Origin of the sequence: Streptomyces sp. ICC4 (assembly GCF_003287915.1) — a bacterium.
Classification (GTDB): domain Bacteria; phylum Actinomycetota; class Actinomycetes; order Streptomycetales; family Streptomycetaceae; genus Streptomyces; species Streptomyces tritrimontium.
In genome coordinates this window covers 4,358,955-4,384,735 of record NZ_CP030286.1, presented here as the reverse complement: position 1 = coordinate 4,384,735, position 25,781 = coordinate 4,358,955, and the positions used below count along the sequence as shown (strand labels likewise).

Annotated in this window: 24 protein-coding genes, 1 tRNA gene and 1 pseudogene; 5 read left to right on the top strand and 21 right to left on the bottom strand. The window is 72.6% G+C overall.

Going from position 1 to position 25,781, the window contains the following annotated elements; translation table 11 throughout:
• Nucleotides 1–12 precede the first annotated feature (12 nt).
• Nucleotides 13–591: an antibiotic biosynthesis monooxygenase gene (locus tag DRB89_RS20345; protein WP_112446760.1), complete on the top strand. Its 579-nt coding sequence runs from the start codon at nucleotides 13–15 to the stop codon at nucleotides 589–591.
• A 12-nt stretch (nucleotides 592–603) separates the two neighbouring features.
• Here the strand turns inward: DRB89_RS20345 and DRB89_RS20340 are convergent, their stop codons facing one another.
• From DRB89_RS20340 to DRB89_RS43050, 9 genes are all read right to left on the bottom strand, one after another.
• Nucleotides 604–2,253 (bottom strand): long-chain fatty acid--CoA ligase, encoded by a 1,650-nt coding sequence (locus DRB89_RS20340; protein WP_112446761.1) that lies wholly within the window; start codon nucleotides 2,251–2,253, stop codon nucleotides 604–606.
• Nucleotides 2,254–2,466: 213 nt separating this feature from the next.
• Nucleotides 2,467–3,000, bottom strand: a complete 534-nt coding sequence (locus tag DRB89_RS20335; RefSeq protein WP_112446762.1) for a SigE family RNA polymerase sigma factor — start codon at nucleotides 2,998–3,000, stop codon at nucleotides 2,467–2,469.
• Nucleotides 3,001–3,171: 171 nt separating this feature from the next.
• Nucleotides 3,172–4,338: a lipid-transfer protein gene (locus DRB89_RS20330; RefSeq protein ID WP_112446763.1), complete on the bottom strand. Its 1,167-nt coding sequence runs from the start codon at nucleotides 4,336–4,338 to the stop codon at nucleotides 3,172–3,174.
• A complete protein-coding gene (locus DRB89_RS20325; RefSeq protein WP_112446764.1) occupies nucleotides 4,335–4,739 on the bottom strand; it encodes a MaoC family dehydratase in 405 nt (134 codons plus the stop codon). Before DRB89_RS20325 ends, DRB89_RS20330 begins: the two co-directional genes overlap by 4 nt.
• Complete coding sequence (locus DRB89_RS20320; protein WP_112446765.1) at nucleotides 4,736–5,857, bottom strand: acyl-CoA dehydrogenase family protein; 1,122 nt, start codon at nucleotides 5,855–5,857, stop codon at nucleotides 4,736–4,738. The genes DRB89_RS20325 and DRB89_RS20320 overlap by 4 nt, the downstream gene beginning before the upstream one ends.
• Nucleotides 5,857–6,945, bottom strand: a complete 1,089-nt coding sequence (locus DRB89_RS20315) for a bifunctional MaoC family dehydratase N-terminal/OB-fold nucleic acid binding domain-containing protein (RefSeq protein ID WP_112446766.1) — start codon at nucleotides 6,943–6,945, stop codon at nucleotides 5,857–5,859. The genes DRB89_RS20320 and DRB89_RS20315 overlap by 1 nt, the downstream gene beginning before the upstream one ends.
• Nucleotides 6,942–8,102, bottom strand: coding sequence for an acyl-CoA dehydrogenase family protein (locus DRB89_RS20310; protein WP_112446767.1), 1,161 nt, complete (start codon nucleotides 8,100–8,102; stop codon nucleotides 6,942–6,944). Before DRB89_RS20310 ends, DRB89_RS20315 begins: the two co-directional genes overlap by 4 nt.
• A gap of 258 nt (nucleotides 8,103–8,360) precedes the next feature.
• On the bottom strand, nucleotides 8,361–8,672 hold the full coding sequence (locus tag DRB89_RS20305; RefSeq protein ID WP_112446768.1) for a hypothetical protein: 312 nt from the start codon (nucleotides 8,670–8,672) through the stop codon (nucleotides 8,361–8,363).
• A 684-nt stretch (nucleotides 8,673–9,356) separates the two neighbouring features.
• Nucleotides 9,357–9,779 carry a DUF6344 domain-containing protein gene (locus DRB89_RS43050; RefSeq protein ID WP_162688407.1) on the bottom strand — a complete coding sequence of 141 codons (423 nt, stop codon included), beginning with the start codon at nucleotides 9,777–9,779 and terminating at the stop codon, nucleotides 9,357–9,359.
• Between the two features lie 135 nt (nucleotides 9,780–9,914).
• Here DRB89_RS43050 and DRB89_RS43755 point away from each other — a divergent pair.
• Both DRB89_RS43755 and DRB89_RS20285 read left to right on the top strand, forming a co-directional pair.
• Nucleotides 9,915–10,271: pseudogene (locus tag DRB89_RS43755) on the top strand (FAD-dependent monooxygenase); the annotation flags it as partial.
• Nucleotides 10,272–10,504: 233 nt separating this feature from the next.
• Complete coding sequence (locus DRB89_RS20285; RefSeq protein ID WP_112446772.1) at nucleotides 10,505–11,125, top strand: hypothetical protein; 621 nt, start codon at nucleotides 10,505–10,507, stop codon at nucleotides 11,123–11,125.
• An 82-nt stretch (nucleotides 11,126–11,207) separates the two neighbouring features.
• On the opposite strand, the gene DRB89_RS20280 is transcribed toward DRB89_RS20285, so the two are convergent.
• From DRB89_RS20280 to DRB89_RS20255, 6 genes are all read right to left on the bottom strand, one after another.
• Nucleotides 11,208–11,292, bottom strand: a tRNA-Ser gene (locus tag DRB89_RS20280).
• 57 nt (nucleotides 11,293–11,349) lie between these two features.
• Entirely contained in the window at nucleotides 11,350–12,336 is a 987-nt protein-coding gene (locus DRB89_RS20275) for a peptidase (protein ID WP_112452675.1), read from the bottom strand.
• Nucleotides 12,337–12,483: 147 nt separating this feature from the next.
• Complete coding sequence (locus DRB89_RS20270; RefSeq protein ID WP_112452674.1) at nucleotides 12,484–13,542, bottom strand: putative sulfate exporter family transporter; 1,059 nt, start codon at nucleotides 13,540–13,542, stop codon at nucleotides 12,484–12,486.
• Nucleotides 13,542–14,096, bottom strand: a complete 555-nt coding sequence (locus DRB89_RS20265; RefSeq protein ID WP_112452673.1) for a cysteine dioxygenase family protein — start codon at nucleotides 14,094–14,096, stop codon at nucleotides 13,542–13,544. The genes DRB89_RS20270 and DRB89_RS20265 overlap by 1 nt, the downstream gene beginning before the upstream one ends.
• 114 nt (nucleotides 14,097–14,210) lie before the next feature.
• Nucleotides 14,211–15,116: a LysR family transcriptional regulator gene (locus tag DRB89_RS20260; protein ID WP_112452672.1), complete on the bottom strand. Its 906-nt coding sequence runs from the start codon at nucleotides 15,114–15,116 to the stop codon at nucleotides 14,211–14,213.
• A gap of 90 nt (nucleotides 15,117–15,206) precedes the next feature.
• Nucleotides 15,207–16,472 (bottom strand): trypsin-like peptidase domain-containing protein, encoded by a 1,266-nt coding sequence (locus DRB89_RS20255; protein ID WP_112463371.1) that lies wholly within the window; start codon nucleotides 16,470–16,472, stop codon nucleotides 15,207–15,209.
• A 332-nt stretch (nucleotides 16,473–16,804) separates the two neighbouring features.
• Between DRB89_RS20255 and DRB89_RS20250 the strand changes: the two genes are divergently transcribed.
• Together DRB89_RS20250 and DRB89_RS20245 are read left to right on the top strand one after the other, a co-directional pair.
• Nucleotides 16,805–17,491: a uracil-DNA glycosylase gene (locus tag DRB89_RS20250; RefSeq protein WP_112449700.1), complete on the top strand. Its 687-nt coding sequence runs from the start codon at nucleotides 16,805–16,807 to the stop codon at nucleotides 17,489–17,491.
• 154 nt (nucleotides 17,492–17,645) lie between these two features.
• Complete coding sequence (locus DRB89_RS20245) at nucleotides 17,646–18,557, top strand: hypothetical protein (protein WP_112449699.1); 912 nt, start codon at nucleotides 17,646–17,648, stop codon at nucleotides 18,555–18,557.
• Nucleotides 18,558–18,663: 106 nt separating this feature from the next.
• On the opposite strand, the gene DRB89_RS20240 is transcribed toward DRB89_RS20245, so the two are convergent.
• From DRB89_RS20240 to DRB89_RS20215, 6 genes are all read right to left on the bottom strand, one after another.
• Entirely contained in the window at nucleotides 18,664–19,752 is a 1,089-nt protein-coding gene (locus DRB89_RS20240) for a lactonase family protein (protein ID WP_112449698.1), read from the bottom strand.
• 82 nt (nucleotides 19,753–19,834) lie between these two features.
• Complete coding sequence (locus tag DRB89_RS20235; protein WP_112449697.1) at nucleotides 19,835–20,983, bottom strand: nitric oxide synthase oxygenase; 1,149 nt, start codon at nucleotides 20,981–20,983, stop codon at nucleotides 19,835–19,837.
• A gap of 273 nt (nucleotides 20,984–21,256) precedes the next feature.
• Nucleotides 21,257–22,765, bottom strand: a complete 1,509-nt coding sequence (locus DRB89_RS20230) for an FUSC family protein (RefSeq protein WP_112449696.1) — start codon at nucleotides 22,763–22,765, stop codon at nucleotides 21,257–21,259.
• 307 nt (nucleotides 22,766–23,072) lie between these two features.
• Nucleotides 23,073–23,501 carry a universal stress protein gene (locus tag DRB89_RS20225; protein WP_112449695.1) on the bottom strand — a complete coding sequence of 143 codons (429 nt, stop codon included), beginning with the start codon at nucleotides 23,499–23,501 and terminating at the stop codon, nucleotides 23,073–23,075.
• A 15-nt stretch (nucleotides 23,502–23,516) separates the two neighbouring features.
• Nucleotides 23,517–25,025, bottom strand: coding sequence for an APC family permease (locus DRB89_RS20220; RefSeq protein WP_112449694.1), 1,509 nt, complete (start codon nucleotides 25,023–25,025; stop codon nucleotides 23,517–23,519).
• Nucleotides 25,026–25,118: 93 nt separating this feature from the next.
• The gene (locus DRB89_RS20215) at nucleotides 25,119–25,712 is read right to left on the bottom strand and encodes a histidine phosphatase family protein (RefSeq protein WP_112449693.1); all 594 of its coding nucleotides are present in this window, start codon (nucleotides 25,710–25,712) and stop codon (nucleotides 25,119–25,121) included.
• Nucleotides 25,713–25,781 lie beyond the last annotated feature (69 nt).

The window sequence follows — 25,781 nt, the reverse complement described above, 5'->3', positions numbered from 1 at the left end:
CATTCTGGCGGCATGGCCGTCATCGACACGAGTGAGCAGACCGTCCCGGAAGACAGCGGGGAGGTCAGCCTGCTGATCGCCCGCCAGGTGGAGCCGGGGCACGAGGAGAACTTCGAGGCCTGGGCCCACGGCATCCTGGAGACGGCCGCGACCTTCCCCGACCACCTGGGCTACGGGCTGTTCCGCCCGGCCAGGGAGGGCGGTCCGTGGTTCCTCGTGCACCGCTTCCGCGACCACGCGGCCTTCCAGCGGTGGCAGGACTCCGCCGAGCGCGCCGAGTGGTTCTCCAACTGCCTCGGCCACCACCACACCGAGATAGCCCGGCGCGAACTGCACGGCATGGAGACGTGGTTCGCGAAGCCGGGTACGGCCCGGCCCGCGCCGCCGCGCTGGAAGATGGCGATCAGCTCCGGGCTGGCCATCTTCCCGATCTCGCTCGCGGGCAACGCGCTGCTCGGGCCGTACCTGGTGAACCTGCACTTCGTGTTGCGGACGGCCGCCTTCGCCGTCGTCTTCAGCACCCTGATGACCTACGTGGCCATGCCCGCGATCAGCAAGCTGCTGCGGCCCTGGCTCACGCGGGGCCAGTAGCCCCCGAGGGGGTCAGTCGAGCTTGGTGACGTCTAGTGCGCCGTCCGCGTACTGCTTGCGGATCACCTTCTTGTCGAACTTGCCGACGCTCGTCTTCGGGACCGCCTCGATGACCGTCCAGCGCTCGGGCAGCTGCCACTTGGCGATCGACCGGCCGAGGAAGGCGCGCAGCCCCGCGTAGTCCACGGTGGCGCCCTCCTTGAGGACGACGGTGGCCAGCGGGCGCTCGCCCCACTTCTCGTCGGGCACGGCGACGACCGCCGCCTCGGCGACGTCCGGGTGGGCCATCAGCGCGTTCTCGAGCTCCACGCTGGAGATCCACTCGCCGCCGGACTTGATGACGTCCTTGGCCCGATCGGTGAGGGTGAGGTAGCCGTCGGGGCTGATCACGCCGACGTCGCCGGTCTTGAGCCAGCCGTCCGCGCTGAACTTGTCCTCGGGGCGGGTCGGTTCCCCGGACGCGCCGCCGTAGTAGGCGCCGGCGATCCAGGTGCCGCGGACCTCCAGCTCGCCCGCCGACTCGCCGTCCCAGGGCAGTACGTCGCCCGCCGGGCCGACCAGCCGCGGCTCGACGCCCGCCGGGAACCGGCCCTGGGTGAGGCGGTACGGCCACTCCTCCTCGGCGCTGAGCCCGGCCGGCGGGTGCGCCATGGTGCCCAGCGGGGAGGTCTCGGTCATGCCCCAGGCGTGGCAGACCCGGACGCCCAGCTTGTCGTACGCCTCCATGAGGGAGGGCGGACAGGCGGAGCCGCCGATGGTGACCTGCTTCATCGAGCTCAGGTCGCGCGGGTTGGCGGTGACCTCGGCGAGCAGTCCCTGCCAGATGGTGGGGACGGCCGCGGCGTGCGAGGGCTTCTCCCGTTCGATCATCTCGGCGAGCGGGGCGGGCTGCAGGAAGCGGTCCGGCATCAGCATGTTGATGCCGGTCATGAAGGTGGCGTGCGGCAGGCCCCAGGCGTTGACGTGGAACTGCGGGACGACGACGAGGGTGGTGTCCTTGTCGGTCAGGCCCATCGACTCGGTCATGTTGACCTGCATCGAGTGCAGGTAGATCGAGCGGTGGGAGTAGACGACGCCCTTGGGCTCGCCGGTCGTGCCGGAGGTGTAGCACATGGCCGCGGCCTGGCGCTCGTCCAGCTCGGGCCAGTCGTAGGTGTCGGGGCGGCCCGCCAGGAGCTCCTCGTACTCGTGCACGCGCACGCCGAGGCCCTCCAGCGCGGAGCGGTCGCCGACGCCCGCGACGACCACGTGCTCGATGGTCGGCAGGTGCGGCAGCAGCGGCACGAGGAGCGGCAGCAGGGAGCCGTTGACCAGGACGACCCGGTCGACGGCGTGGTTGACGACGAAGACCAGCTGCTCGGGAGGGAGCCGCAGGTTCAGCGTGTGCAGGACGGCGCCCATGCAGGGGATCGCGAAGTACGCCTCCACGTGCTCGGCGTTGTTCCACATGAGGGTGGCGACGCGGTCGTCCTGCCGGACGCCGAGCTCGTCGCGCAGGGCGTTGGCCAGGCGGGTGGCACGGACTCCGATCTCGGCGAAGCTGCGGCGGTGCGGCTCGGCCTCCCCCGTCCAGGTCGTGACCTGTGACTTCCCGTGGATCGTCATCCCGTGCTGCAATATGCGGGTGACGAGGAGTGGTACGTCCTGCATGGTGCTCAGCAAAGCGTCCTCCCGGTGAGCGCTGCGGCGCTGCGGCGGCTACGGATGCTGCCGATTCTGCGCACGTACCGGTCGGCATGTCACTACCCAGCGGTAGAAACAGCGGGAGAAAGAGCCCGGAGAGCCCGGATGAGCCCCGATGTTTCACGTGAAACATCGGGGCGGCGGGACCCGGCTCAGCGTTTCACGTGAAACATCGGGGTGGCGGGACTCGGCTCAGCGGACCGGGGTCAGTTCCGGGTCCTCGCGGAGCTTGACGAGCGCCCGCGAGACGGCGCTCTTGACCGTTCCGACGGAAACTCCGAGCAGCTCGGCGGTCTGGACCTCGCTCATGTCCTCGTAGTAGCGCAGCACGACCATCGCCCGCTGCCGGTCGGGCAGCCGGGTCACCGCGCGCCACATCGCGTCGCGCAGCGCCTGTGCCTCGGCGGGATCGGCGGCGGGCGGCTCGTCGGACTCGGGGAGCTCGTCGCAGACGAACTCGTCGACCTTGCGCTTGCGCCACTGGCTGGTGCGGGTGTTGACCAGGGCCCGGCGTACGTAGCCGTCGAGGGCGCGGTGGTCCTCGATGCGGTCCCACGCGACGTAGGTCTTGGCCAGCGCGGTCTGGAGGAGGTCCTCGGCGTCGCAGGGGTTGGCCGTGAGTGAGCGCGCGGTGCGCATCAGGACCGTGCCGCGGGTCCGTACGTACGCCGAGAACGACGGGTACGGCGTCGGATTCGAGGCGAGCGTGCACACAGGCGTGGTCATGGCTCCACGCTAGGAGCGGAGCGGCTCCGTGGGATCGGCCGCAAGTGCCGAAGAGGGGTCCGCCTCAGGTTGTAGGGGTGGGGCCAGCCCCACCTCCTGAAGGTGGAGGAGGCGGGGCTTCCGGCAGGATCCGAACGGTCGCACGGAGCTTCGCGTGCCGTGCGGGGCGGGTCAGCCGTCGGCGGCGAGGATCAAGCCGGAGGTCGGGACCCCGGTGCCGGCGGTGACCAGGGCGTGCGCGGCCCCGGAGACCTGGTTGACGGAGGTGCCGCGCAGCTGGCGTACCGCCTCGGCGATGCCGTTCATGCCGTGCAGGTACGCCTCCCCGAGCTGGCCGCCGTGGGTGTTGAGCGGCAGCGCGTCCGCGGCCACGAAGTCGGCGGCCTCGCCCGGGGCGCAGAAGCCGAACTCCTCCAGTTGCATCAGCACGAACGGCGTGAAGTGGTCGTAGAGGATGCCGACGTCGATGTCGGAGGGCCGCAGTCCGCTGGTCCGCCACAGCTGGCGGGCGACCACGTCCATCTCGGGGAGCCCGGTGAGGCCGTCGCGGTAGAAGGAGGTCATGCCCTCCTGGCGGCGCCCCGCGCCCTGCGCGGCGGCGGTGATCACGGCCGGCTTCTGCCGCAGGTCCCGGGCCCGCTCGGCGGTGGTGACGACGATGGCCTGGCCGCCGTCCGTCTCCTGGCAGCAGTCCAGCAGCCGCAGCGGCTCCACGATCCAGCGCGAGGCCGCGTGGTCGGCGAGGGTGATGGGCTTGCCGTGGAAGTAGGCGGCCGGATTGTTCGCGGCGTGCCGCCGGTCGGTGACCGCCACGTGGCCGAAGGCCTCGGGGGTCAGGTTGTAGGTGTGCAGGTAGCGCTGGGCGGTCATGGCCACCCAGGAGGCCGGGGTGAGCAGCCCCCAGGGCAGCGACCAGCCGAGCGCGGCGCCCTCCGCCGAGGGCTCGCGCTGCTGGACGCCGGAGCCGAAGCGGCGGCCGGAGCGTTCGTTGAAGGCGCGGTAGCAGACGACGACCTCCGCGACCCCGGTGGCCACGGCGAGGGCGGCCTGCTGGACGGTGGCGCAGGCGGCGCCGCCGCCGTAGTGGATGCGGGAGAAGAAGGAGAGCTCCCCGATGCCGGCCGCCTGGGCGACGGTGATCTCGGGGCTGGTGTCCATCGTGAAGGTGACCATGCCGTCGACGTCGGCCGGGGTGAGCCCGGCGTCGTCGAGGGCGGTGTGCACGGCTTCGACGGCCAGCTTGAGCTCGCTGCGGCCGGAGTCCTTGGAGAACTCGGTGGCGCCGATGCCGGCGATGGCGGCCCGGCCGCCGAGCCCGTCGCGGTTGCGGACGCTCATGCCGTGGCCTCCGGGGCGCCCAAGGTGACGGTGACCGTGACCGTGCCGGTGACGTGGTGGCCGATGCCGTTGGCGCCGACGACGCGGATCTCGGCGGTGTCGCCGTCCAGCGCGGTGACGGTCCCGGTGAGCGTCATGGTGTCGCCGGGGTAGTTCGGGGCGCCGAGGCGGATGGCCACCTTGCGCAACACGGCGGCCGGGCCCAGGTGGTCGGTGATGTACCGGCCGACCAGGCCGTTGGTCGTGAGGATGTTCATGAAGACGTCCGGGGAGCCCTTCTCCCGCGCGAGCACCGCGTCGTGGTGCACGTCCTGGTAGTCGCGGGAGGCGATCGCGCCCGCGACGATCAGGGTGCGGGTGACCGGTATCTCCAGCGGCGGCAGTGTGTCGCCGATGTTCATGCCTGCTCCTCTCCTTCTGGTGCGCCTGCTGCCGCGGGGGTGCTCGCTGGGTGTGGGCCCGGTGCTGGTGCGCCCGGTGCCGGTGCGCACGCCGCGAGGGATGCGCCCAGTTCGGCCAGGAGCTCGCTGCCGCAGCCCAGGTAGGCATCGAGCTGGCGCCCCCACAGGAAGTGCCGGTGGACGGGGTGGTCGAGGTCGGCGCCCATCCCGCCGTGCAGGTGCTGGCCCGCGTGGACGACCCGCTTGCCCGCCTCCGAGGCCCACCAGGCCGCCGTCAGCGCGTGATCACCCACCGGGAGCCCCTCGTCGACGCGCCAGGCCGCCTCGTACGCGGTGACCCGGATCGCCTCGGTGTCCATGTACGCGTCGGCGGCGCGCAGCATGACCCCCTGGTTCGTGGAGAGCGGCCGGCCGAACTGCTCGCGGGTGCAGGTGTACTCCACCGCGCGGGCCAGTGAGCCCGCGCAGACGCCCGCCTGGAGGCCGGCGAAGGCCGTGCGGGCCACGGCCAGCACGTCCGCGTAGGCCTCCGGGCCCGGGCCGGCGCCGACCCGTTCCGCCTCGGCACCGGTCAGGGTCAGGCTCCCGGCGGACCAGTGCGCGGTGGTCTCCACCGGCGAGGTGCGCACCCCCGGCGCGTCCGTGCGTACGAGCCACAGGGCCCCGGCGGTGTCCGGGACCAGGACGTGCGTGGCCTCGCGCAGCCAGGGCACGGCGGGGGCGCTTCCGCTGAGGCGGCCGTCGGCCGACGCCGTGATCCGGCCGCGGTCCGGGAAGGCCCCGGTCGCGATCGCCTCGCCGGAGCCGAGTGCGGGCAGCAGCCGGGAGCGCTGCTCGGCGCTGCCGTGCCGGGCCAGCGCGAGGATCCCGTACACGCACGTGACGGCGTACGGGACCTGCGCGGTGGTGCGGCCCTGCTCCTCCAGGAGGAGCACCAGTCCGAGCAGGCCGACGTCCTCGACGGCGGCGGTCAGTCCGGCGGTGGTGAGGGCCTTCCACAGCTCGGCGTCACTGCCGGTGCCGGCGGCGGCCAGGCGGTCGTGGGTGGCGAGGTCGCCGAAGATCTGGGCGGCGAGCCCGGCCGCGGCGGCCTGCTCCTCGGTGGGGTGGAAGTCCATCAGGCCTCGCTCCCCCGGAAGACGGGCAGTTCCAGTTCCTCGTCCACGCGCAGGAACTCCAGTTGGACGGGCAGCCCGATGCGGACCTTGTCGTACGGGACGCCGGTGATGTTGCTGACCATCCGGACGCCCTCGGCGAGCTCGACGAGCGCGACGGCGTACGGCGGGTCGAAGGCCGGGAAGGGGGGATGGTGCATGACGACGTAGCTGAACACCGTGCCGGCGCCGGAGGCCTCGACGGTGTCCCACTCCGGGCTCGCGCAGGCGTTGCAGCCGGGGAGCCAGGGGAAGCGGAGCGTCGCGCAGGCGGTGCAGCGCTGGATCAGGAGCTTGTGCTCGCGCACCCCGTCCCAGAAGCCCTGGTTGTCGCGGTTGACGACGGGGCGGGGGCGCTGGGGGGCCTTCTTCGCGGGCTGGGCCGCGGGGGCTGACTGCTGGGCTGACTGCCGGGTCGGCTGCTGGGCCGGCTGCGCCGTTCTCCTCGCCGCCGGGACGTACTTGAGGATCCGGAAGCGGTGGGTGCCGGCGGGTTCGCCGTTCGCCCGGACGTCCATGCGGGTGGTCACGAAGTGCCCGGTGCCCAGCTTGGTCGTCTTGCGCGGCGACACCGACTCGATGACGGCGTCGAAGGTGATCGCGTCGCCGGGGCGCAGCGGGCGCAGGTACTCCTGCTCGCAGTCCGTGGCGACCACGGAGGTGCAGCCCGCCCCGTCGAGGAGCGCGAGGAGCTCGTCGTAGCCCGAGGAGCGCTCGCCGTGTCCGGAGAGTCCGCCCATCGTCCAGGCCTGGAGCATGGTGGGCGGGGCGATGGCGTCCGCTCCGGTGTAGGCGGGGTTGGTGTCGCCCATCGCCTCGCACCAGTGGCGGATCATCGGCTCGTTGACCGCGTCCTTGCCCTGTCCGGCGGTGGCGGCGGGCTGCCCTTCGAAGGCTTTGAGCAGCGCGTGGAACCGGACGGCCTCGGTGGCCTCGGCAGCCTTGGCAACCTCGGCCTGCGCGACCTCGGCCTGCGCGACCTCGGCCTGCGCAACCTCGGCCTGCGCGACCTCGGCCGCCCGGTCCTCCCGGCGCTCCCCCGTGGCGGTCATCGCTTCCTTCCCTTCATGCCGAGCCGCATCATCGCGACGATCTCCCTCTGGACCTCGCTGACGCCGCCGCCGAAGGTGTTGATCTGGGCGGCCCGGTTCATCCGCTCCAGCTCGCCGCCGGCGAAGGACCCGTGCCCCGGTCCCCGTACGAGCGCCTCCTCCCCCACCACCTCCTGGCAGATCCGGTACACCTCGACGGTGGACTCGGTGCCCAGGAACTTCACGCCGCTCGCGTCTCCCGGGGCCAGGGTGCCGGCGCCGACGTCCTGGACGAGGCGCCAGTTGAGGAGGCGCACGGCGGCGAGGCGGGCGTGCGCCTCGGCGAGCCTGGACTGCACCCAGGGACGGTCGGCCGGGCGCTGCCCGGTGGCCGGGTCGGGGGTGCGGGCGTGGTCGAGCGCGGCCTCGTAGAAGTCCTCGGCCTGCATCCCGATGGCGGCGAGGGCGACGCGCTCGTGGTTGAGCTGGTTGGTGATCAGGCCCCAGCCGCCGTGCTCGGGACCGACGAGGTTGCCGGCGGGCACGCGGACGGAGTCGTAGTACGTGGCGGTCGTGGTCAGCCCGCCGACCGTCTCGATCGGGGTCCAGGCGAAACCGGGGTCGTCGGTGGGCACCAGGATGATGGAGATGCCCTTGTGTTTGGGGGCGTCGGGGGCGGTGCGGCAGGCGAGCCAGATCCAGTCGGCGTTCTGGGCGTTGGAGGTGAAGATCTTCTGCCCGTCGATCAGCCAGTCCCCGCTCTCCTCCCGCACGGCCCTGGTCCGCAGCGAGGCGAGGTCGGTGCCCGCTTCCGGCTCCGAGTAGCCGATGGCGAAGACGAGTTCGCCCTTGAGGATCCGGGGCAGGAAGTAGTCCTTCTGCTCCTGCGTCCCGTACTTCATCAGGGTCGGGCCGACGGTGTTGAGCGTGACCATGGAGACGGGGGCACCGGCCCGGTAGGCCTCGTCGAAGAACACGAACTGCTCGTCGGGGCCGCGGCCCTGGCCTCCGTACTCGACGGGCCAGCCGAGGCCGAGGAGTCCGTCGGCGCCGATCCGGCGCAGTAGTGCGCGTTGAGCGGCCGGGTCTTCGGGCAACCCGTCCGGCAGCAGGTTTCCGAAGTACTCCCGCAGTTCGGCGCGGAGCCGCAACTGGCCTTCGGTCGGGGCGAGGTGCACGGCGCTGGCCTCCCGGCATCACATCATCGAGTGGACCTGACTGTCCGTCAGATTCTGGGTCGATGTCAAGGCCGGGGCACTGTGACGAGGGTCGGGACGCGGTGACGGGGTGCCGGGACGCGGTGACGGGGTGCCGGGACGCGGTGACGGGGTGTGGTGACGAGGTGCCGGGAAACGCCCGAGGGCGCCTGCGCTACCGGACCCCAGCCGGTCCGGTCGCACAGGCGCCCTCAACAGTCGGTGCGGCTCAGGCCGCGGTCACCACCAGGGGTAGAAGTTCACCGCGACATTGGAGTTGTGCTGTTCGATCGCGGTGAAGGCCGATCCGTTGACCTGCGCGGTGTTGTTCTGGTTGGACGCACCGGAACCGGTGGCGACCTGCTGCGAGGTGGAGGAGTTGCCGTGGTTGCTGCCGCCGACGCCGCTGCCGATGATGCTGGCGACGCTCGCGTTCGATCCGTCGTTCGCGAAGGAGCCGTTGTCGGCCGAGGCCACGCCACCGAAGAGTGCGACGGCGAGGGGGAGAGCGGCGACGGCGGCGATGACGCGGGCGGTACGGATGCTTGCCATGTCTTTATCCTCCAGAAAAGCGAAGTGGGGTTTCACTCCAAGGCAGTTGGCCGACCGCCTCGGTCATTCCGTGTGGTGACGACGTCGCGAAACCAGAGTTGCCCACCGAATCCCCGGCGAACCACCCCGGAGACCCTGATTCCCCCGCAAGCATGACCAACATCGGATAAACCTCATTCGCGCCCCCGACGCCCCCGGTCAGCGCCCCGGGAACCCGTGAAACCGCCGCCGCTCAAGGGGCGAAGCGTTCCGCCAAACCGCCCCGTCCCGGGCACACCCCGGACATGCCGAAAGGGGCCGCTGCGTCCGGGAACCCCAAGGTCTCCCGGGCCTGCGGCCCTGCCCCACCAAGCTTCACGCCCCCTGCACGCCCCCGGCGCCCGCCGGGGCCATTCCTCTGTGCCCCGCTCCGGGGCACCCACGCGGCGCGATCCACGGTCGCGGCCTGCTCACACCGACCGACCGGGCTCCAGCGCCTGCTGTCTCGCTCGTGCGTACTGCGTCATGCATGTCATGTCATGCGGTACTGCGTCATGTGACGCGGTGCTGCGTCACGTCGTGCGGTGCTGCGTCATGTGATGCCGTGCTGTCCACTGCCGCGCTGCGCCGTACGGTCCGGTGCCGCGCTGTGATGAGCTGCGATGCGCTGTGATGCGCCGTGCTGAGCCGTACGCTTCCGTTTCCCTACGCGGCGAGCGCCATCTCCCGGCGGGCTGCTCCGACCCGGACGGCGGCGGCGATCGCGGCGGCGCGGTCACTCTCGGCCACACCGGAGACGGAAGGGGAAGCGGAGGGGGCAGTCGCGGCGGCGAGGGCGGCGGCGGTGGTCGAGCGGCGGACGGACGGGGTCTTGCCGTGCGCCTCGGCGCGGATGCGCTGCTTGATGGTGGGCGGGAGCGAGCCGCCGCGCATCATGGCCCGCCAGGTCCGCCGGGCCATGAGGGCCGGCCGGGTCGCGGTGGCGGCGGTGGTGGGGGCGGTGGAGGACGAGGCGGAGGAGGCGGCGACGGGAGCGGCCTTGCCACCGAGGCCGAGGGCCGCGAAGAGGGCCACGAGCGCTGCGAGGACGGTGGTCCAGATCGACGTGATGGTGCTGCGGTGAGCCATGACGGTTCCCTCATTTCGCGATGTTCCGACGGGCGGATCTGAATACATTCGTCATGATGCGAGCGCAACCGGAGCGACTCCATGCCCCGCGCCGATCTTCCGACAAACACCACCCAAAGGGACTAATCTCCCGATTTGCACCCTAGAGATCACTCCCGCGAGCCCGTCGCGCCCGACCGAAAACGAACCCCATCTCCCCACCCCTGGCTGGATGTTGACATCCACTCACAAGCCCGCACTCGACGGAGCCGGCGGCGTCGAGGTGGTGTTTCGACAGCGGCACGCACCGCGTCTTCGACCTGGTCGTCGGCGCCGACGGCCTGCACTCCAACACCCGGGCACTGGTCGAAGGGCCGCACCGCCCTGGTCGGCGACTCCGCGTACTGCGCCTCATCCGCGTCGGGACAGGGCACGAGCCTGGCCCTGCTCGGCGCGTACGTCCTCGCACGGGAACTCGCTGCCGCCAGCGGAGACCACCGGACGGGCTTCGCGTGATACGAGCACGAGATGCGCCATCCAGAAGGCCGGGAAATCGATCACGCTCAAGGACTACTGCCCGCCCCGTTCCGCTCCAGGCGTCTCCGTGACCTGCCCGGTCGGCCCGGACCCGATGCTTCCGAGAACCCGGGCATCGCCGCCCGCACGGCCGCGATCAGGTCTCGTACCACCCTTCCGAGCCGGAAAACTCCTCGCGGGCCTGCATCCGGTGGCGAACAATTCCGGGCATGGGAACTGACATCTACGGGTTCATCGAGTGCCGATGGGACCGCTGGCTGGACGAGGACGACCGCAGCTGGAACAAGGCCGCCGACATCTCGGACCTCTACAACGGCCGCTCCTACGTCGCCTTCGGATCCCTGTTCGGTGTGCGCGACACCACCTCCTTCCGCCCGCTCGCCGACTGCCGGGGCCTCCCTCCGGACGCGTCCGCGGAAAGCCGCGCCGCCGTCGAGTCGTGGGGCTCGGATTCGAGGGGCGCGTCCTGGATCACCTGGGCCGAGCTCGCGGCCGTGGACTGGGACGAGGTCGCGAACGAGGTCGACGATTGCGTCCACGAGTACCACCGCGGCCCCGACGGCGGCTGGGAGCTGTACGGCAGGAACAGCGACCTCGCCCGCTTCGCCGTGCTCGCCGGCATCACCGACCCGCAAGCCCTCTACCGCGCGGGCCGCACCTACCCGGAGGGCACCGAGTGGCCCGACGACGACCGCCTCTTCCGCGTAGCCCGCCTCCGGCGCAAGGACGCCGTGCCAGACAGCGACTGGGGCGCCGTCTGGGCGGTCATGCGCACCCTGGCGGGCCTGCACGGAGACGAGGGCGTCCGCCTCGTCGTCTGGTTCGGCTGACTCCAGCGGACGACCGCACGCAGAAGGGGTGCCACCTGATCGGTGGCACCCCTTCCGAGCCGGGCCTCGGCCCCGCCTGCTGCGGTGGGTGTGGGATTTGAACCCACGGTGACTCGCGCCACGACGGTTTTCAAGACCGTTCCCTTAGGCCGCTCGGGCAACCCACCTGGCGGGTACAGAGTACCGGGCGGTGGGGGTGGGTGGCGCTGGGGATTTCGAGGGCGTCAGGCGGTCTGGGCCTTGTCGTAGGCGGCCTTCGCCTCGTTGCCGAAGTACGGGCCGTACATGCGGTTGGGCAGGAAGGTGTAGCCGAAGCTGTTCACCGAGGCCTGCGTGCCCAGGCCCGTGGCCTCGTTGAAGTCCTGGAACCAGGGGCCGCCGCTCGAGCCGCCGGTCATGTTGCAGGACATGCTGTGGTCCTTGGTCAGCAGGAAGTCCTTGCCCGTGTTGGCGCTGCAGTAGACGAGCTTGGTGCCGTCGTACGGGGCCGCCGCCGGGAAGCCGAACGAGTACATCTTCTTGTTGTAGCCCCCGTTGAACACGATGCCCTGGGCGCCGACGACCTGGCTGAGCTTCTGGCCGTTCAGCGGGGCGACGACCGCGAGGCCGACGTCCATGTTCATGTCCTCGCTCGCCGCCCACTGGTCGGTCGCGAAAGTCTTGGTGGCCGGCCACTGGCCGTAGGGCGCGTTGCCGTTGTTGTACGCCGGAACGAAGATCCAGTTGGTGTGCCAGGCGCCCTGATACTTCACGCAGTGGCCGGCGGTGATCACCGTGCTGCCGTTGGCGCTGGTGATCGAGTCGCCGGAGCAGGAGGCCGTGCGGTCACCGAGGGTGAAGAAGACCCGGCCCGAGGTCTTCACGACCGCCCCGCCGCCCGTCCAGGGGCCGCCCGCCTGCGGGAAGGCCGTGGGGGAGGCCGGGGGTGAGGCCGTGGCGAAGGCTCCTGAGGCGGCGCTCGGCGGCGTCGGGGCGATCGTCGTGGCGCCGGCCGCGGCGGTCGGCGCCACGCGGCCGGTGCCCGGGGCCGCCGTGAGGTCCAGCGGGGTGGCGGCGCGCATGCGCGCCGCGGTCCAGAACCCCTGGGTCTGCTGCTGCCGGAACGAGGACGGGTGCTCGGCGGCGGCCGAGGCGGAGGCCGGCGTCAGGGCTCCCGCGATCAGGGCGCCCGCCGCGAGTAAGACCGATACGGCTGTCCGATGACGATTCACGCAATGACTCCTTCTGCCGTGCCCGGATGAAGAGTTGTCGGTGCGGATCGGGGGCAGAGTGGCACGCCGGGGTCGAGATGTCAGGCAGCAGTCGGAACGTTCGGTCGGTTCCGGCCAGGAATTGGCCAACTCCGTTCCGTTCCGGGCTCACGCGGTGAGGAGGACCCCCGCGTACGAGACCCCGGCCACCATGATCCAGGCCCCGAGGCCCAGCAGGGCGGCCCGGCCGCCGGTACGGGACAGGGTGGGCAGGTGGACCGCGCTGCCCAGGCCGAACAGGGCGGCCGCCAGCAGCAGCTCCTGCGCGGTGTGCGCCCACTCCAGTGCCGCGTCGGGCAGCACCCCGGTGGCGCGCAGCACGGCCGCCGCCAGGAAGCCGGCCACGAACAGCGGTACGGGGGCCGGCCGGCGGCCCGAGGCGGTGCGCACCCCGCGCCTGCGGGCCCGTACGGAGAAGGCCACCGCGGCCACGAGCGGGGCCAGCATGGCCACCCGCATCAGCTTGACCAGCACCGCTTCGCCGAGCGCTCCCGGGCCGGCCGTCTGGGCGGTCGCGACCACCTGGCCGACGTCGTGGACGCTCGCTCCCACCCAGCGGCCGAACTCCGGGTCCGAGAGTCCCAACGGGGCTTGCAGGAGGGGGAGCACGGCGATGGCAAGGGTGCCGCACAGGGTGACCAGGGCGACGGAGGAGGCCACGTCCTCCTCGTCGCTGCCGGACACCTCGCTGACCGCGCCGATGGCCGAGGCCCCACAGATCGAGTACCCGGTGGCGATCAGCAGGGGCTGGTCGCCGGGGAGTCCCAGTCGGCGGCCGAGCCAGAGGGTGCCGAGGAAGGTGGCGGCGACCACGCCGGCCACCATCGCCACCGTGGCCCAGCCCAGCCGGAGCACCTGGTCCAGGCCCAGCGCCAGGCCCAGCAGGACGATGCCGATCCGCATCAGCCGGCGCCCCGCCAAGGAGAGGCCCGGGCGCGCGGAGCCCCGTACGAAGCTCCGGAGCCGCGGGAGGTGCGCCGCGGCGATCCCGAGCACGACCGAGGCGGTCAGCATCGGCACCCCGGGCACGAGCCGGTGCAGCGACCAGGCGACCAGCACTCCGGCTCCCGCGAGCCCCAACCCGGGCCACGGTGTGGATGTTTCACGTGAAACAACGCGCCGGGTCAGCGATCCCGCCCCGCTCACCGGGCGGTTCAGCAGGGCCATCAGTCGGCCGGGAGCGTGTAGACACGGCGGACGCTGCTGCCCAGGCGGGCGACGTCGGCGCCGTACACGTGGAGGGATATCGCCTTCGTGGCGCAGGAGTTGCGGACCCTGTGGATGTCGCCGGGCGGGGCGAAGCCGCAGACGTCGCCGATTCCGTTGACCACCTGCTCGGTCGCCACCAGCCGGGCGCCCCCGGTCGCCGTGGCGGGGGCGAGGCGGTAGCGGAGCTCGCTTTCCTCGCCCTCGTGCACCCCGGCCACGCACCACGAGACGTGGTCGTGGATGGCGGTCTCCTGACCCGGCAGCCACACCAGGGCCACCACCGAGAAGCTGCCGTCCGGCTCCGCGTGCAGGATGTGCTGCCGGTAGCGGTCGGGGTGGCCCTCGCGCTGCGCGGGGGTGAGCAGACCGGTCGTCCCCAGGTGCGGGGCGAGCCGTTCGCCGACCAGGTAGGCGGTCAGGTCCGGGGCGAGCCCGCGGTTCACGACCGTGCGGATCTCACTGACGAGGGCGGCCGTCCTCGCGGTCGTACGGGCCGGCGTGGTGGTGGTCATACCCGGAGCGTCGGTGAGCCTGCCCATCACGTCCAACGACAGTTCTGAGCCGAACTCCGAAGATCTGCTTATGGGTTGACGCGTCCGCGGGGACGGGAAGGCGCGGTGGCCCGCTCAGCAGCCCACGCGGTTCGAGGCCACCCGGCGCAGGGCGTCGAGCACCGCCGCCGTCGCCGGGATCCGCGCGTGGTCGCGGTACACGTAGGCGGCGATGTGGCGGCGTGCGGCCGGCTCCAGCACCCGCCCGCACGCCCTGCTCAAGGAGAGCGAGGGCAGCACCAGGGCGGGCATCATGGCCACGCCGAGGCCCTGCGCGACCAGGCTCTGCACCACCAGGTTGTCATCGGTGGCGAAGCGGATGTCGGGGACGAAGCCCAGCTCCGCGCACTCGTGCAGGAGGTTCGCCCGGCAGCGCGGGCAGCCCGCGATCCACCGCTCCCCGGCGAGGTCCGCGAGGTGCACGGCCCGCCGGCGGGCCAGCGGGTGGCCGGTCGGCAGCAGCACCGTCAGTTGGTCCTCCAGCAGCTTGACCTCGGAGACCTCGTCGGGGACCTGCTCGTGCAGCCCGGGATAGGTGAAGGCCAGGGTGATGTCGCACTCGCCGCGCTCGAGCCTGCGCAGGGAGTCCGGCGGCTCCTGCTCCAGCAGTTCGACCTGGATGCCCGGGTGCTCCTTGGCCAGGCTGCTGAGGGCCTCCGGGACCAGGGTGACGTTGGCGCTGGGGAAGCCGCACAGCCGGACGCGGCCGGTGCGCAGCCGGGCGTACGCCTGGAGCTGGGCCTCGGCGGCGGAGAGGCCGGCGAGTATGGACTCGGCGTGCCGGGCCATGGACTCCCCGGCCTCGGTGAGCTGCATGCGGCGCCCGACGCGGGTGAACAGCGGGGTGCCCGCGGCGCGTTCGAGCGCCTTCATCTGCTGGGTGATCGCGGGCTGGGTGTACCCCAGCACTCGGGCGGCGGCCGAGTAGGACCCGGAGGTGACCACCTCGTGGAACGTCCGTATGTGCCGCGTATCGAACACGCTGGAAGCATAAGCGGATGTTGGGAGGGGCCGCAGGCGGAATCCCGCCTGCGGCCCCTCCCATCAAGCCAGTTGCGTGTCGCGTACGGACTACTTGTCGCCCACCCGCGAGCCGAGGGTGATGTCGACCGTGGTCGGCTTGCCGCCGCGCAGGTAGGTCAGCTTCACCGTGTCGCCCGGCTTGTACGTCCAGATCTCGCTGATCAGGGTCGGGCCGCTGTCGATCGGCTTGCCGCCGAGCTCGGTGATGATGTCGCCGGGCTTCAGGCCCGCCTTGCCGGCCGGGCCGTTCGGGTCGACCAGCTCGTTGGCGGCCGCGCCCGTCTCGGAGATCTTGGCGCCGTCGGTCTTGGCCGCGAGGTCCACGGAGACCGAGATGATCGGGTAGACCGGCTTGCCGGTCTTGATCAGCGATTCGGCGACGTTCTTCGCCTGGTTGACCGGGATGGCGAAACCGAGGCCGATGGAGCCGGCCTGGCCGCCGCCGAAGCCGCCGTTGCCCGCCGACTGGATCGCGGAGTTGATGCCGATGACCGCGCCGCGGCTGTCGAGGAGCGGGCCGCCGGAGTTGCCCGGGTTGATGGAGGCGTCCGTCTGCAGGGCGCTCATGTACGAGTTCTTGCCGCCGGAGCCGTCACCGGAGGCGACGGGGCGGTTCTTGGCGCTGACGATGCCGGTGGTGACCGTGTTCGACAGGCCGAACGGGGCGCCGATCGCGATGGTCGAGTCGCCGACCGCGACCTTGTCGGAGTCGCCGAGCGGCAGCGGCTTGAGCCCGGACGGCGGGTTCTTCAGCTTGATGACGGCGACGTCGTACCCCTGGGCCCGGCCGACGACCTCGGCGTCGTACTTCTTGCCGTCGGAGAACGTGGCGCTGAGCTTGCCGCCGTTGGCCGCGGAGGCGACGACGTGGTTGTTGGTGAGGATGTGGCCCTGCTGGTCGTAGACGAAGCCGGTGCCGGTGCCGCCCTCGCCGTCCCCGGCCGAGGCCTCGATGGTGACGACGCTTGGCAGCGCGCCGGCGGCCAGCCCCGCGACGGAGCCCGAGTCCCGCTTGAGGTCCTTGGGGGTGTTGCCGGCGCTGACCGTGGTCGAGCCGGAGCCGTCGGAGCTGCGCTCCGCGGCCCAGTAGCCGACGCCGCCGCCGACGCCGCCCGCGAGGAGGGCCGCCGCGAGCACGCCGGCGATCAGGCCGCCCTTGCCCTTCGGCTTGGGCTGCGGGCTGCCTTCGGCGGTCAGGGGCACGCCCCAGGCGCCGCCGCCCTCGCCGCCGCCGGTCCCGTACGCGGGGGCCGCGGGCGGCGGGGGAGGCCAGCCCTCGCCCCCCGCGGCCCCCGCGCTCTCCCTTAGACACATATGACGCTCCCGCCGCACCTCCCTGCGTATATCCCGGTGGGACGCGGTGTCTCGTGGGCCCGGAGATGAGTATAAAGGACAGGCCCGCGCCTCGGCAGCCGGTCAGCAGTACGCCGCCGGCGGCGAGCGCGGCGATCAGCCTGCCGTACGTTCTCCTGCGGCCCCCATGGAGCTTCATTCCGTCTCCCTTGAACGTCATCGGTGCTGGATGTGACGTTCGGGAAGGGGAGTTGGACCACTCGATGGCGTTGCGAACGGGTATCGAACCGACAACGGCCGCGCGCGGGGGCGGCGGTGCCGGGACGCGGACTGGGCCAGTAGAGTGATCGCCCGTGGCATCACGACCGTTGAACGAGATCGTCGAGCCGGGCTGGGCCCGCGCTCTGGAGCCGGTGGCGACGCAGATCGCCGCCATGGGCGACTTCCTGCGCGCGGAGATCGCGGCGGGCCGGACCTACGTCCCGGCCGGAGCGAACGTCCTGCGTGCGTTCCAGCAGCCCTTCGACGAGGTGAAGGTGCTGATCGTCGGGCAGGACCCGTACCCGACACCGGGGCACGCGATCGGCCTCTCCTTCTCGGTGGCGCCCGAAGTGAGCCCGTGGCCACCGAGCCTGGACAACATCTTCCGCGAGCTGCACGCCGACCTCGGGACGGGCCGGCCCCGGAGCGGGGATCTGACCCCGTGGACCCGGCAGGGCGTCCTGCTGCTCAACCGCTCGCTCACCACGGCCCCGCGCAAGCCCAACGCCCACCGCGGCAAGGGCTGGGAGGCCGTGACCGAGCAGGCCATCCGCGCGCTCGCGGCGCGCGGGAAGCCCTTGGTGTCGGTGTTGTGGGGGCGCGAGGCCCGCAATCTGCGGCCGCTGCTGGGCGAGCTGCCGGCCGTGGAGTCGGTGCACCCCTCCCCCATGTCCGCGGACAACGGGTTCTTCGGCTCCAGGCCGTTCAGCAGGACCAACGACCTGCTGGTCCGCCAGGGCGCGCAGCCCGTGGACTGGCGGCTGCCCGCCGCCGGTTGACCGGACGGGTGACCGGGCGGGTGACCGGGCGGGCCGCCTGGGTGACCGAACGGTTGAAGCGTATACGACATTCCTTGGATAAATACGGACAGATGCCGCCCGATAAGGCCCTGCCCGAACACCCGGTTCCGATAAGCCAGTAGCATGCGGCGCCATGAGCTCCCCCACTGGGCCCGCAAATGGCCTGCCCGTACGAATGCCGCGACCCCGCCAGACCGGACGGCACCGCCGGCCCGAGCCCGCGGTGGCGCCCGAGGGCGCGCCCGCGCTGGTGCTCGCCGTGCCCGGTGCCCCTTCGGCCTCCTCGTTGGGGCTCGCGGAAGAGATCATCAGCATCGGCCGGTCCGAGCTGCCCGGCCTGGACGCGCGCGTCGGTTTCCTCGACGGTGACGACGCCACCGAGTTCCCGTCCCTGTCGGGCGTGCTGACCGCCGTCGCGCGGGACCGTGCCGCACGCGCGGAGTTCGCCCGCGCCGCCGGGCACGAGGTGCCCGCGCCGACCGGACCCGACGCCGTGGTCGTGCCCCTGCTGGCCGGCCCCGACGGGGACCTGCTGCGCCGCATGCGCCAGGCCCTGATGGACTCCTCGGCCGCCGCCGAGCTGGCCGACGCGCTCGGCCCGCACCCGCTGCTCGCCGAGGGCCTGCACGTGCGGCTCTCCGAGGCCGGGCTCGCCCGCGCCGACCGGGCCCGGCTCTTCAGCGTGACCACGGCCGCCGACGGCATCGTCCTGGGCACCACCGGTGGCGAGGAGGCCGTCAAGGCCGCCGGGATCACCGGCATGCTGCTGGCCGCCCGCCTCGCGGTGCCGGTCATGGCCGCCGCGCTGGACGAGGAGGGCTCGGTGGCCGCCACGGCCGACCAGCTGCGCCGCGAGGGCTCCACCCAGCTGGCGCTGGCCCCTTACCTGATCGGCCCGGAGGCGACCGAGGGGCTCCTCGACACCGCCTGCAAGGAGGCCGGCTGCGGCGCCGCCGAGGTGCTCGGCGCCTATCCCGCGCTCGGCAAGCTCGCCGTCGCGCAGTACTCCGCGGCCCTCGGCATCCCGCAGGGCGCCGCCCACTGACGCCCGCCCGCTCATGCCGTACGCATCGGCCCGCGCCCGGGAGTTCCGGGGCGCGGGCCGATGCGCGCGTACGGGGCCGGACCCGGGGCCGGGACCGGTCCCGGCCTCAGCCGAAGACCACGCAGGTGGCGGCGGGGACAGCCACCGAGCCGGCCCGGCGCGGCTGCCCGGTCAGCTGGTCCACGTCGAACCAGGTGACGTCCCCGGAGCGCTCGTTGGCCGCGTAGAGCCTGCGCCCCGACGGGTCGGCGGCGAGGTCGCGCGGCCAGCTGCCCCCGCACGGCACGGTGCCCGTGAGCTCCGGCTTCTCGGCGCCGCCGGCGAGGGAGAGGGTGGCGATGGTGTCGGCGCCGCGGACGGCGGCCCACACGAAACGGCCGTCGGGCGAGGCCACGACCGCCGAGGGGTAGGCCGCTCCGGCCCCTGGAGCGCCCGTGGAGGCGACCGGAACCTCGGCGACCGGTTGGAGCTCGCCGGACTCCGCGTTCCAGCGGCAGACGGTCAGCTGCGGATCCAGCTCGTGCAGTACGTAGACCACCGCGCCCAGTGGGTGGAAGGCGAGGTGCCGGGGGCCGGTCCCGGCGCGCAGGGCGGTCTCGGCGTGCACGCGCAGCGCCCCGGTGGCCGGGTCGAGCGCGCAGACCCGTACCGAGTCGGTGCCGAGGTCGACGCTGAGCACCCAGCGGCCGGTGGGGTCGGGCAGCACCTGGTGGGCGTGCGGGCCCCGTTGCCGGCCGGTGTCGGGGCCCGAGCCGTGGTGGGCCAGTACGGAGGCCGGCCCGTGGACGGAGCCGTCGGCGGCGAGCGGGAGGCTACTGACGCTGCCGGAGGTGTAGTTGGCGGTCAGCAGCCGGCGCCCGGCCACGCTGAGGTGGGTGGGGCCGGCGCCGCCGACGCGGACGGCGGCGCCGAGGGCGGTCAGTCCCCCGTCGGTGGTCCGGAAGGCTCCCACCGCGCCGCGTTCGGTCTCGCTCACGGCGTAGAGCACGCCGGCGCCCGGGTCGTGGGCGAGGTACGAGGGGTCCGCGACGGCGTCCGTGGCCGAGAGCGGGGTCAGCGCTCCGGTGGCCGGATCCACGGCCGCGGTGGTGACACCGCGGCCGCCCCCCGAGGTGAACGAGCCGATCCAGGCCCGGTGTCCGCCGCCGGGGGGCGTGCGGTCCGTGCCGCCCCCACCACTGTTCGCGTCGCCCACGGGAGACCCCTCTCAGCCGTTCCGGATCCTCCCCCAGCTACCGCTGGGAGGTGCCCCCTGGGAGCGACGGTAACAGAAGGGTCTAGACCAAGTCCCGTCCCTGGGCCCGTTCCTGCGCGCCGGGATGGTGAACGTACGCCGTCGCGCTCGGGTTGTCCTCGAACGTGCGGTGGAACACCGGGGTGGCCGAACCGGAGATCGGCGGCACGATCCAGGACCAGTCCGCGCCCACGTCGCGCCCCTTGCGCTCCTCCTTCTCCACGTGGGTCAGGAACCGCCTGGACTCGGTGTGGTGGTCGGCGATGGTGACCTTGGCCCGGTCGAAGGAGTGCAGCACCGCGCGGTTGAGCTCGACGAGCGCGCGGTCCTTCCAGAGCGAGCGGTCGCTGGCGGTGTCGAGGCCCATGCGCCGGGCGACGGCCGGCAGGAGGTTGTAGCGGTCGGTGTCGGCGAGGTTGCGGGCGCCGATCTCGGTGCCCATGTACCAGCCGTTGAAGGGGGCAGCCGGATAGTGGATGCCGCCGATCTCCAGGCACATGTTGGAGATCGCGGGTACCGCGTGCCAGCGCAGGCCCCAGTCCGTCCAGCCGTCCCCGCCGTCCGTCCCGTCGGGGTGCTCGATGGGCACCTCCAGTACGGCGTCCGCCGGGACGTCGAACCATCGGGGTTTGTCGTCGACCCCCTGGACGACCAGCGGGAGGAGGTCGAAGGGGGTGCCGGCGCCGCGGGACCAGCCCAGCTCGAGGAGCGCGCTGGTGAGCGGGGCGTTGCGGGCGTCGCCGACGGTTATGGAGGGGTGGTCCCCGTAGCCCGCGTAGCGGACCAGCTGCTCGCTCCAGATCACCGGTCCGGGACGGTCCGGGGCGTCGGGGGCGAAGACCGTGATGGTGGGCCGGACCCGGCCGCCGTTGGTGGCCTCCCGCAGGTGCTCGAAGCACTCGTCGGCGATCTCCCCCGCGTCGGTGAGCCCGCGGCGGTCGCGGACCCTCAGCGAGTTCCAGTACAGCCTGCCTATGCAGCGGTTGCTGTTGCGCCAGGCCACTCGGGCGCCGTGCACCAGCTCCTCGGGAGTGTGCCGGTACGTGCCCGTGTCGGCCAGCTCGGCCCGCACGGCGGCGAGCCGCTCGCGCGGATCACCCGCGTCCGGATTCTCCCGGTGGAACAGGCGGATGAACTCCTCGGCCGCTTCCCACACCTGAGCGGTGGTGGAGCGCTGTTGAAGTATTTCCATTCCGGGCGGTTACCCCCTGTCCGACCAGATCCACCCCGCGTGACATGAAGGGGCCATGCCGGATGAATGTGCAATGAACAATCACCCGTTGTACAGGCCGCAGGTCAGCGCTGTGCGGGAGGCGAGCCCGGAACACTCCTCCGTGTGATCTTCACCGGTATGACTGCGGACGGAGCGCGGCGCGGCGTACCATCCGCCCGTCTTCCCGCTCTCCCTCCCGCTCGTGGCCGCGGGCCCCCGACCCCACGTCGCGCGGTCCGCCGCGCCCTTCGGTCAGGCGCCGACCAGCGGGGAGCGCGAGGGGCTGCGCAGGGGTCCGTCGAGCTGGGCCAGGAGCCGCTCCAGGCCGTGCAGATGCGCCAGCGCGGGCTCGGCCGCGGGCCGCCCGGGGCCCGCCGCGGCCGTCTGCCGGTCCGCCGAACCGCGTTCGGCTTCCGCTTCCGGCGGGAGCAGCGCCTCGACGGCCGCCTCGACCCGCCAGCAGGCCGCCGCGAGCCGGGCGTCGTGGCTGGCGTCCGGGTCCGCGGCCACCGAGACGAGCCCGCGCACCTCGACGGCGCATTCGTCGAGCAGCGCCAGCACGCGGCGGGCCCTGGCCTTGCGCCCGCGGTAGGGGCTGAGCGGATGGACCAGCGGGGCCAGCGAGAGCCTGACGCGGCCCAGGCAGAGCTCCAGCTCCGCGGCGTGCGGGGCGGGGTCGGCGACGGGTGAGCCGGCGAGCCGCGCGGCGGCCTCGGCCGTGCAGGTGCGCACGCAGCGCAGCGCGCGCCGGATCCACAGGTCGTTCGTCGCGTGGGTGGTGACCGGCAGGACCAGGACCACGGCGAGCGCGGCGCACACCGCGCCGACGGCCGTCTCCTCCAGGCGCAGCACGAGCAGGCCGGGGTCGAGCACGCCCAGCAGTCCGTAGAGCAGGCCCGCCATCACGGTGACCGCCAGCATCATCCAGCTGTAGGAGACGGCGGCGGTGTAGAAGATCGCGAAGACGCACACGGCCACGAGGGCGGCCGTGGGCGCGGGCGCCCCGTGCAGCGGGATGGCGATCAGGAGGCCCGCGCCGATCCCGATCACCGTGCCGAGGACCCGGCGGAAGCCGCGGACCAGCGTCTCGCCGCGCGAAGCGGTGTTGACGAAGATCCACCAGGCGGTGCCGACCGCCCAGTACCAGCGGTCCTCGGAGAGCACTTGGCCCACGGACAGCGCGACGGCGCAGGCGGCGGTGGCCTGGAAGGCCTGCCGGGTGGTCGGCCGGGCCAGCCCCGTACCGGGCGGCGCGGGCGGGGCGGCCGGGGGCGGGGTGCGCTTCTCGATCGGCCACAGTACGAAGCGCACCGCTCCGGCCGAGAGCAGCGCCAGTCCGACGGCCGCGTACAGCTCGGGCAGTTGCCCGGGCCGGGCGTGCAGGAACTGGGTGATGAAGAAGTTCATGAAGGCGAAGATGCCGAGGGCGTGCCCCCGTGCTCCCCACCGCCGCGCGTAGACGCCGGCGAACACGACGGCCACGAAGGCCGCGTCGCGGGCCAACGGCGCCCCGTGCAGGGTGGTGGCCAGGGCCAGGACGGGGAAGCCGGCGGCCGGGAGCAGGACGGTGGTGATCCGCTGGGCGCGCACGGTCGCGTCGGTGACCGTGAAGAGGGCCAGCAGGGCGGCCAGTCCGCCGGTGATCGACGCGACGAGCGAGAGCCCGCAGAGCTCGGCCGCCAGCACGGCGAGGGCGACGCCGATGACGGCCCGGGACGAGTTCCTGAGTCTTGCCCGCCCCGGATCCGGAGCCACGAACATCCTCTTCACGGCGGTGTGCCGCCCCCCTTGCGATGGAACACGCCGGACCGCCTGTCGCCCGGGGGTGGTGGGCGGCGAAGGGCACGGCGAAGGCGCCACGGTCCGGAGCGGCTTCGTTGCCGTCCGGCGCTGCGTGGCGCCGTAGATACATGGATAAGACACAGATAACCATCCGGAGGCCTGTTGGCTCAACTCTCCGCTCATGGGGTGGGCCATTGGCACAGTCCGGCCTCGCGATCTTCGGCCAGTGGATGCCACTGGACCAGGCCGGCGCGGGACAGCGCGCGAAGGGTGGCCGCGGCCTCCGCTACGGTCTCGGGCCCTGCTCGGTCGGGACGCACAGGACCGGGACCGGGGAGAGGTGCAGGAGCTTGTGCGGGGTGGAGCCGAGGAGGGCGCCGCGGATCGGGCTGTCGCCCCAGCTGCCGACGATGATCACCCGCGCCTGGTGGCGCTCGGCGGCGTCGAGGAGGGCCTGGGCCGGCTTCTCGTCCACGACCTCGACCGTGGACGGGACCCCCGCCTCGTCGGCGGCCTCGACGGCCCGGGCGAGCGCGCTGCGGCCGGCCTCGCGGACGGCCTCGCGGTGCGCGCGGTACTCCTCGCCCGTGGAGCCCGGCGCGGCGGCCCCGTAGACGAGGACGAGCGGCTCGCCGAAGGCGGTGGCCACCTCCAGGGCGACCCGCAGGGCGCGCTCGGCGCCGGGCGACTCGTCGTAGCCGAGGACGACGGACATCGGGGCTCCTCCCCCTCAGGGCTTCTTGATCGCGTGGACGAGGTCCGGGTCGGCGACACTGCGCCGCTCCTGCCAGAAGCGGCCGTCGCGGACCCGCCAGAAGCACATCACCAGCACGCCCACGACGGCGATGCCGATCCCGATGACCAGCGGCGGTCCGAGGCCGAACCAGGAGACCCCGCTCGCCGAGTTCGACGGGTCCGACATGTCGGCGACGGACTCCACCAGCAGCCAGGCCAGCAGAACGGCGCCCAGGACCGGCCCCAGACCGATCAGCAGGAAGTTGTGCACGCTCTCCAGCAGGTGGCGGCGGTAGTAGACGGCGCAGGCCAGGCCGGTGAGCGCGTAGTAGAAGGCGATGAGCAGGGAGAGGGCGGTCAGCGAGTCCAGGAGCGCGTTCTCGCTGATCTGGTTGACGACGAGGTACCAGGCGATGGCGATGGCGGCCACCCACCAGGTGCTCACGTCCGGGGTCCGGAACCTGGGGTGGATGTGCGCGAGGTGCGGCGGCAGCGCGTGCCGGCGGGCCATGGACAGGGCGGTGCGGGACGCGGGGATGATCGTGGTCTGGGTGGAGGCGAGGGCGGAGGTGCAGACGGCCAGGAGGACGATCCAGTCCCAGCCGCCCATGACCTCGTGCGCGAGGACGGCGAACACGGCCTCCTCCTCGCCCGCGTTCTGGGCGAGGAACTCCGTCCCGGCGTAGCCGACGACCGCGAAGCCGACGGACAGGTACGTCACCAGGAGCACGACGGTGGACCAGATGCCGGCCTTGCCCGGTGCGGTGGCGGAGTCCTCGACCTCCTCGGTGAGGTTGACCGCCGATTCCCAACCCCAGTAGATGAAGACGCCGAGCAGCAGCCCGCCGGTGAGGGCCGCCCCGCCCGCGCCGAAGGGGTTGAGCCATTCGAGGGCGGGCCTGGTCCCGTCGAGGCTGCTGGTGCCGGCGTAGACGCGGTAGAGGGCGACGACGGAGAAGACCAGCAGGAAGAACACCTGGGCGAGGATCAGCACGTCCTGGAGGCGGGCCGACATCTCGGTGCCGATGACGCAGACGGCCGTCATGGCCAGGATCACGACCACGGTCAGGCCCTGGCGGATCAGCTCGTTGGCGGCCCAGCCGTCGAGGCCGGCGGCGAGCAGGCCGAAGTGGACGGCCACGTCCGCGAGCGAGCCGATGACCAGGACGCCGGTCATCGCGATGGCCCAGCCGCCGAGCCAGCCGGCCCAGGGGCCCATGGCGCGCGTGACCCACGAGAACGTCGTCCCGCAGTCCTGGTCGACCTTGTTGAGGTAGTAGAAGGCGGCGGCGATCAGCAGCATCGGCACGAAGGAGGCCAGCATGACGCCCGGCGCGTAGATGCCGGCGAGCGCGACGATAGGCCCGATGACCGCGGCCAGGGAGTAGGCGGGGGAGGTCGAGTTCAAACCGATGACGAGCGCGTCGAGGAAGCCGATCGCGTTGGCTTTGAGCCCCGCTTCCGCTTCCGCGCCGGCGCCCGCGCCCGCATCTTCCTGGGCCATGTACGCATCGTCACGCAGACCGGGTCGGCGCGCGAGGCGGGGCGCGCTCGGTGCGTCCCGGGGGACGTCTGAGGAGATGTCTCAGGGGATGTCTCAGGGGCGGGTGTTCCAGCCGGCGACGACCGGGAGGCCGTGCTCCGTGGACAGCCGGCTGAAGGTGCCCGTACGGAGCAGGAAGAGCCGTCCGGCCTCGGGCGGAAGACCGAGGTAGCGGGCGGTCAGCACCCGCAGCAGGTGCGCGTGGGCGACCAGGACGACATTCCCCGCGTCCGCGCGCAGTACGTCGGCCGCCCGGGCCAGTACCCGGTCCGCGCGGGCGCCGACCTGGGCGGCGTTCTCGCCGGGGTGGTCCTCGTCGCCGGGCGGTACCCCGTCGGTCCACAGCGACCAGCCGGGGCGCCCGCGCAGGATCTCGGCGGTGGTGATCCCCTCGTAGCCGCCGTAGTCCCATTCGTACAGGTCGGGGTCGGTGACGCCGCCGCTCAGCCCGGCCAGCCGGGCGGTCGCGGCGGCCCGGCGCAGCGGGCTGGTCAGCACCAGGGCCGGGTGGCGGTCCTGGAAGTACGGGGCCAGCGAGATGGCCTCCTCGACCCCGCGCGCGTTCAGCGGTACGTCGGTGCGCCCGGTGTGCCGCCCGGTCGCGCTCCAGGCCGTCTCGCCGTGCCTCACCAGCAGCAGGTCGCTCACCCTGCGGACCCTAGTGCCTGCGGCATGTCGGCGCCGGGCGGGCGGGCCGGACCTGTCACTGTCTGGCCT

Bases quoted from the DNA above. Each gene is read 5' to 3' on its own strand.
- DRB89_RS20345 (WP_112446760.1), top strand. From the start codon at position 13: ATGGCCGTCATCGACACGAGTGAGCAGACCGTCCCGGAAGACAGCGGG.
- DRB89_RS20335 (WP_112446762.1), bottom strand. From the start codon at position 3,000: ATGACCACGCCTGTGTGCACGCTCGCCTCGAATCCGACGCCGTACCCG.
- DRB89_RS20330 (WP_112446763.1), bottom strand. From the start codon at position 4,338: ATGAGCGTCCGCAACCGCGACGGGCTCGGCGGCCGGGCCGCCATCGCC.
- DRB89_RS20325 (WP_112446764.1), bottom strand. From the start codon at position 4,739: ATGAACATCGGCGACACACTGCCGCCGCTGGAGATACCGGTCACCCGC.
- DRB89_RS20320 (WP_112446765.1), bottom strand. From the start codon at position 5,857: ATGGACTTCCACCCCACCGAGGAGCAGGCCGCCGCGGCCGGGCTCGCC.
- DRB89_RS20315 (WP_112446766.1), bottom strand. From the start codon at position 6,945: ATGACCGCCACGGGGGAGCGCCGGGAGGACCGGGCGGCCGAGGTCGCG.
- DRB89_RS20305 (WP_112446768.1), bottom strand. From the start codon at position 8,672: ATGGCAAGCATCCGTACCGCCCGCGTCATCGCCGCCGTCGCCGCTCTC.
- DRB89_RS43050 (WP_162688407.1), bottom strand. From the start codon at position 9,779: ATGGCTCACCGCAGCACCATCACGTCGATCTGGACCACCGTCCTCGCA.
- DRB89_RS20285 (WP_112446772.1), top strand. From the start codon at position 10,505: ATGGGAACTGACATCTACGGGTTCATCGAGTGCCGATGGGACCGCTGG.
- DRB89_RS20270 (WP_112452674.1), bottom strand. From the start codon at position 13,542: ATGGCCCTGCTGAACCGCCCGGTGAGCGGGGCGGGATCGCTGACCCGG.
- DRB89_RS20265 (WP_112452673.1), bottom strand. From the start codon at position 14,096: ATGACCACCACCACGCCGGCCCGTACGACCGCGAGGACGGCCGCCCTC.
- DRB89_RS20255 (WP_112463371.1), bottom strand. From the start codon at position 16,472: ATGTGTCTAAGGGAGAGCGCGGGGGCCGCGGGGGGCGAGGGCTGGCCT.
- DRB89_RS20245 (WP_112449699.1), top strand. From the start codon at position 17,646: ATGAGCTCCCCCACTGGGCCCGCAAATGGCCTGCCCGTACGAATGCCG.
- DRB89_RS20235 (WP_112449697.1), bottom strand. From the start codon at position 20,983: ATGGAAATACTTCAACAGCGCTCCACCACCGCTCAGGTGTGGGAAGCG.
- DRB89_RS20230 (WP_112449696.1), bottom strand. From the start codon at position 22,765: ATGTTCGTGGCTCCGGATCCGGGGCGGGCAAGACTCAGGAACTCGTCC.
- DRB89_RS20225 (WP_112449695.1), bottom strand. From the start codon at position 23,501: ATGTCCGTCGTCCTCGGCTACGACGAGTCGCCCGGCGCCGAGCGCGCC.
- DRB89_RS20220 (WP_112449694.1), bottom strand. From the start codon at position 25,025: ATGGCCCAGGAAGATGCGGGCGCGGGCGCCGGCGCGGAAGCGGAAGCG.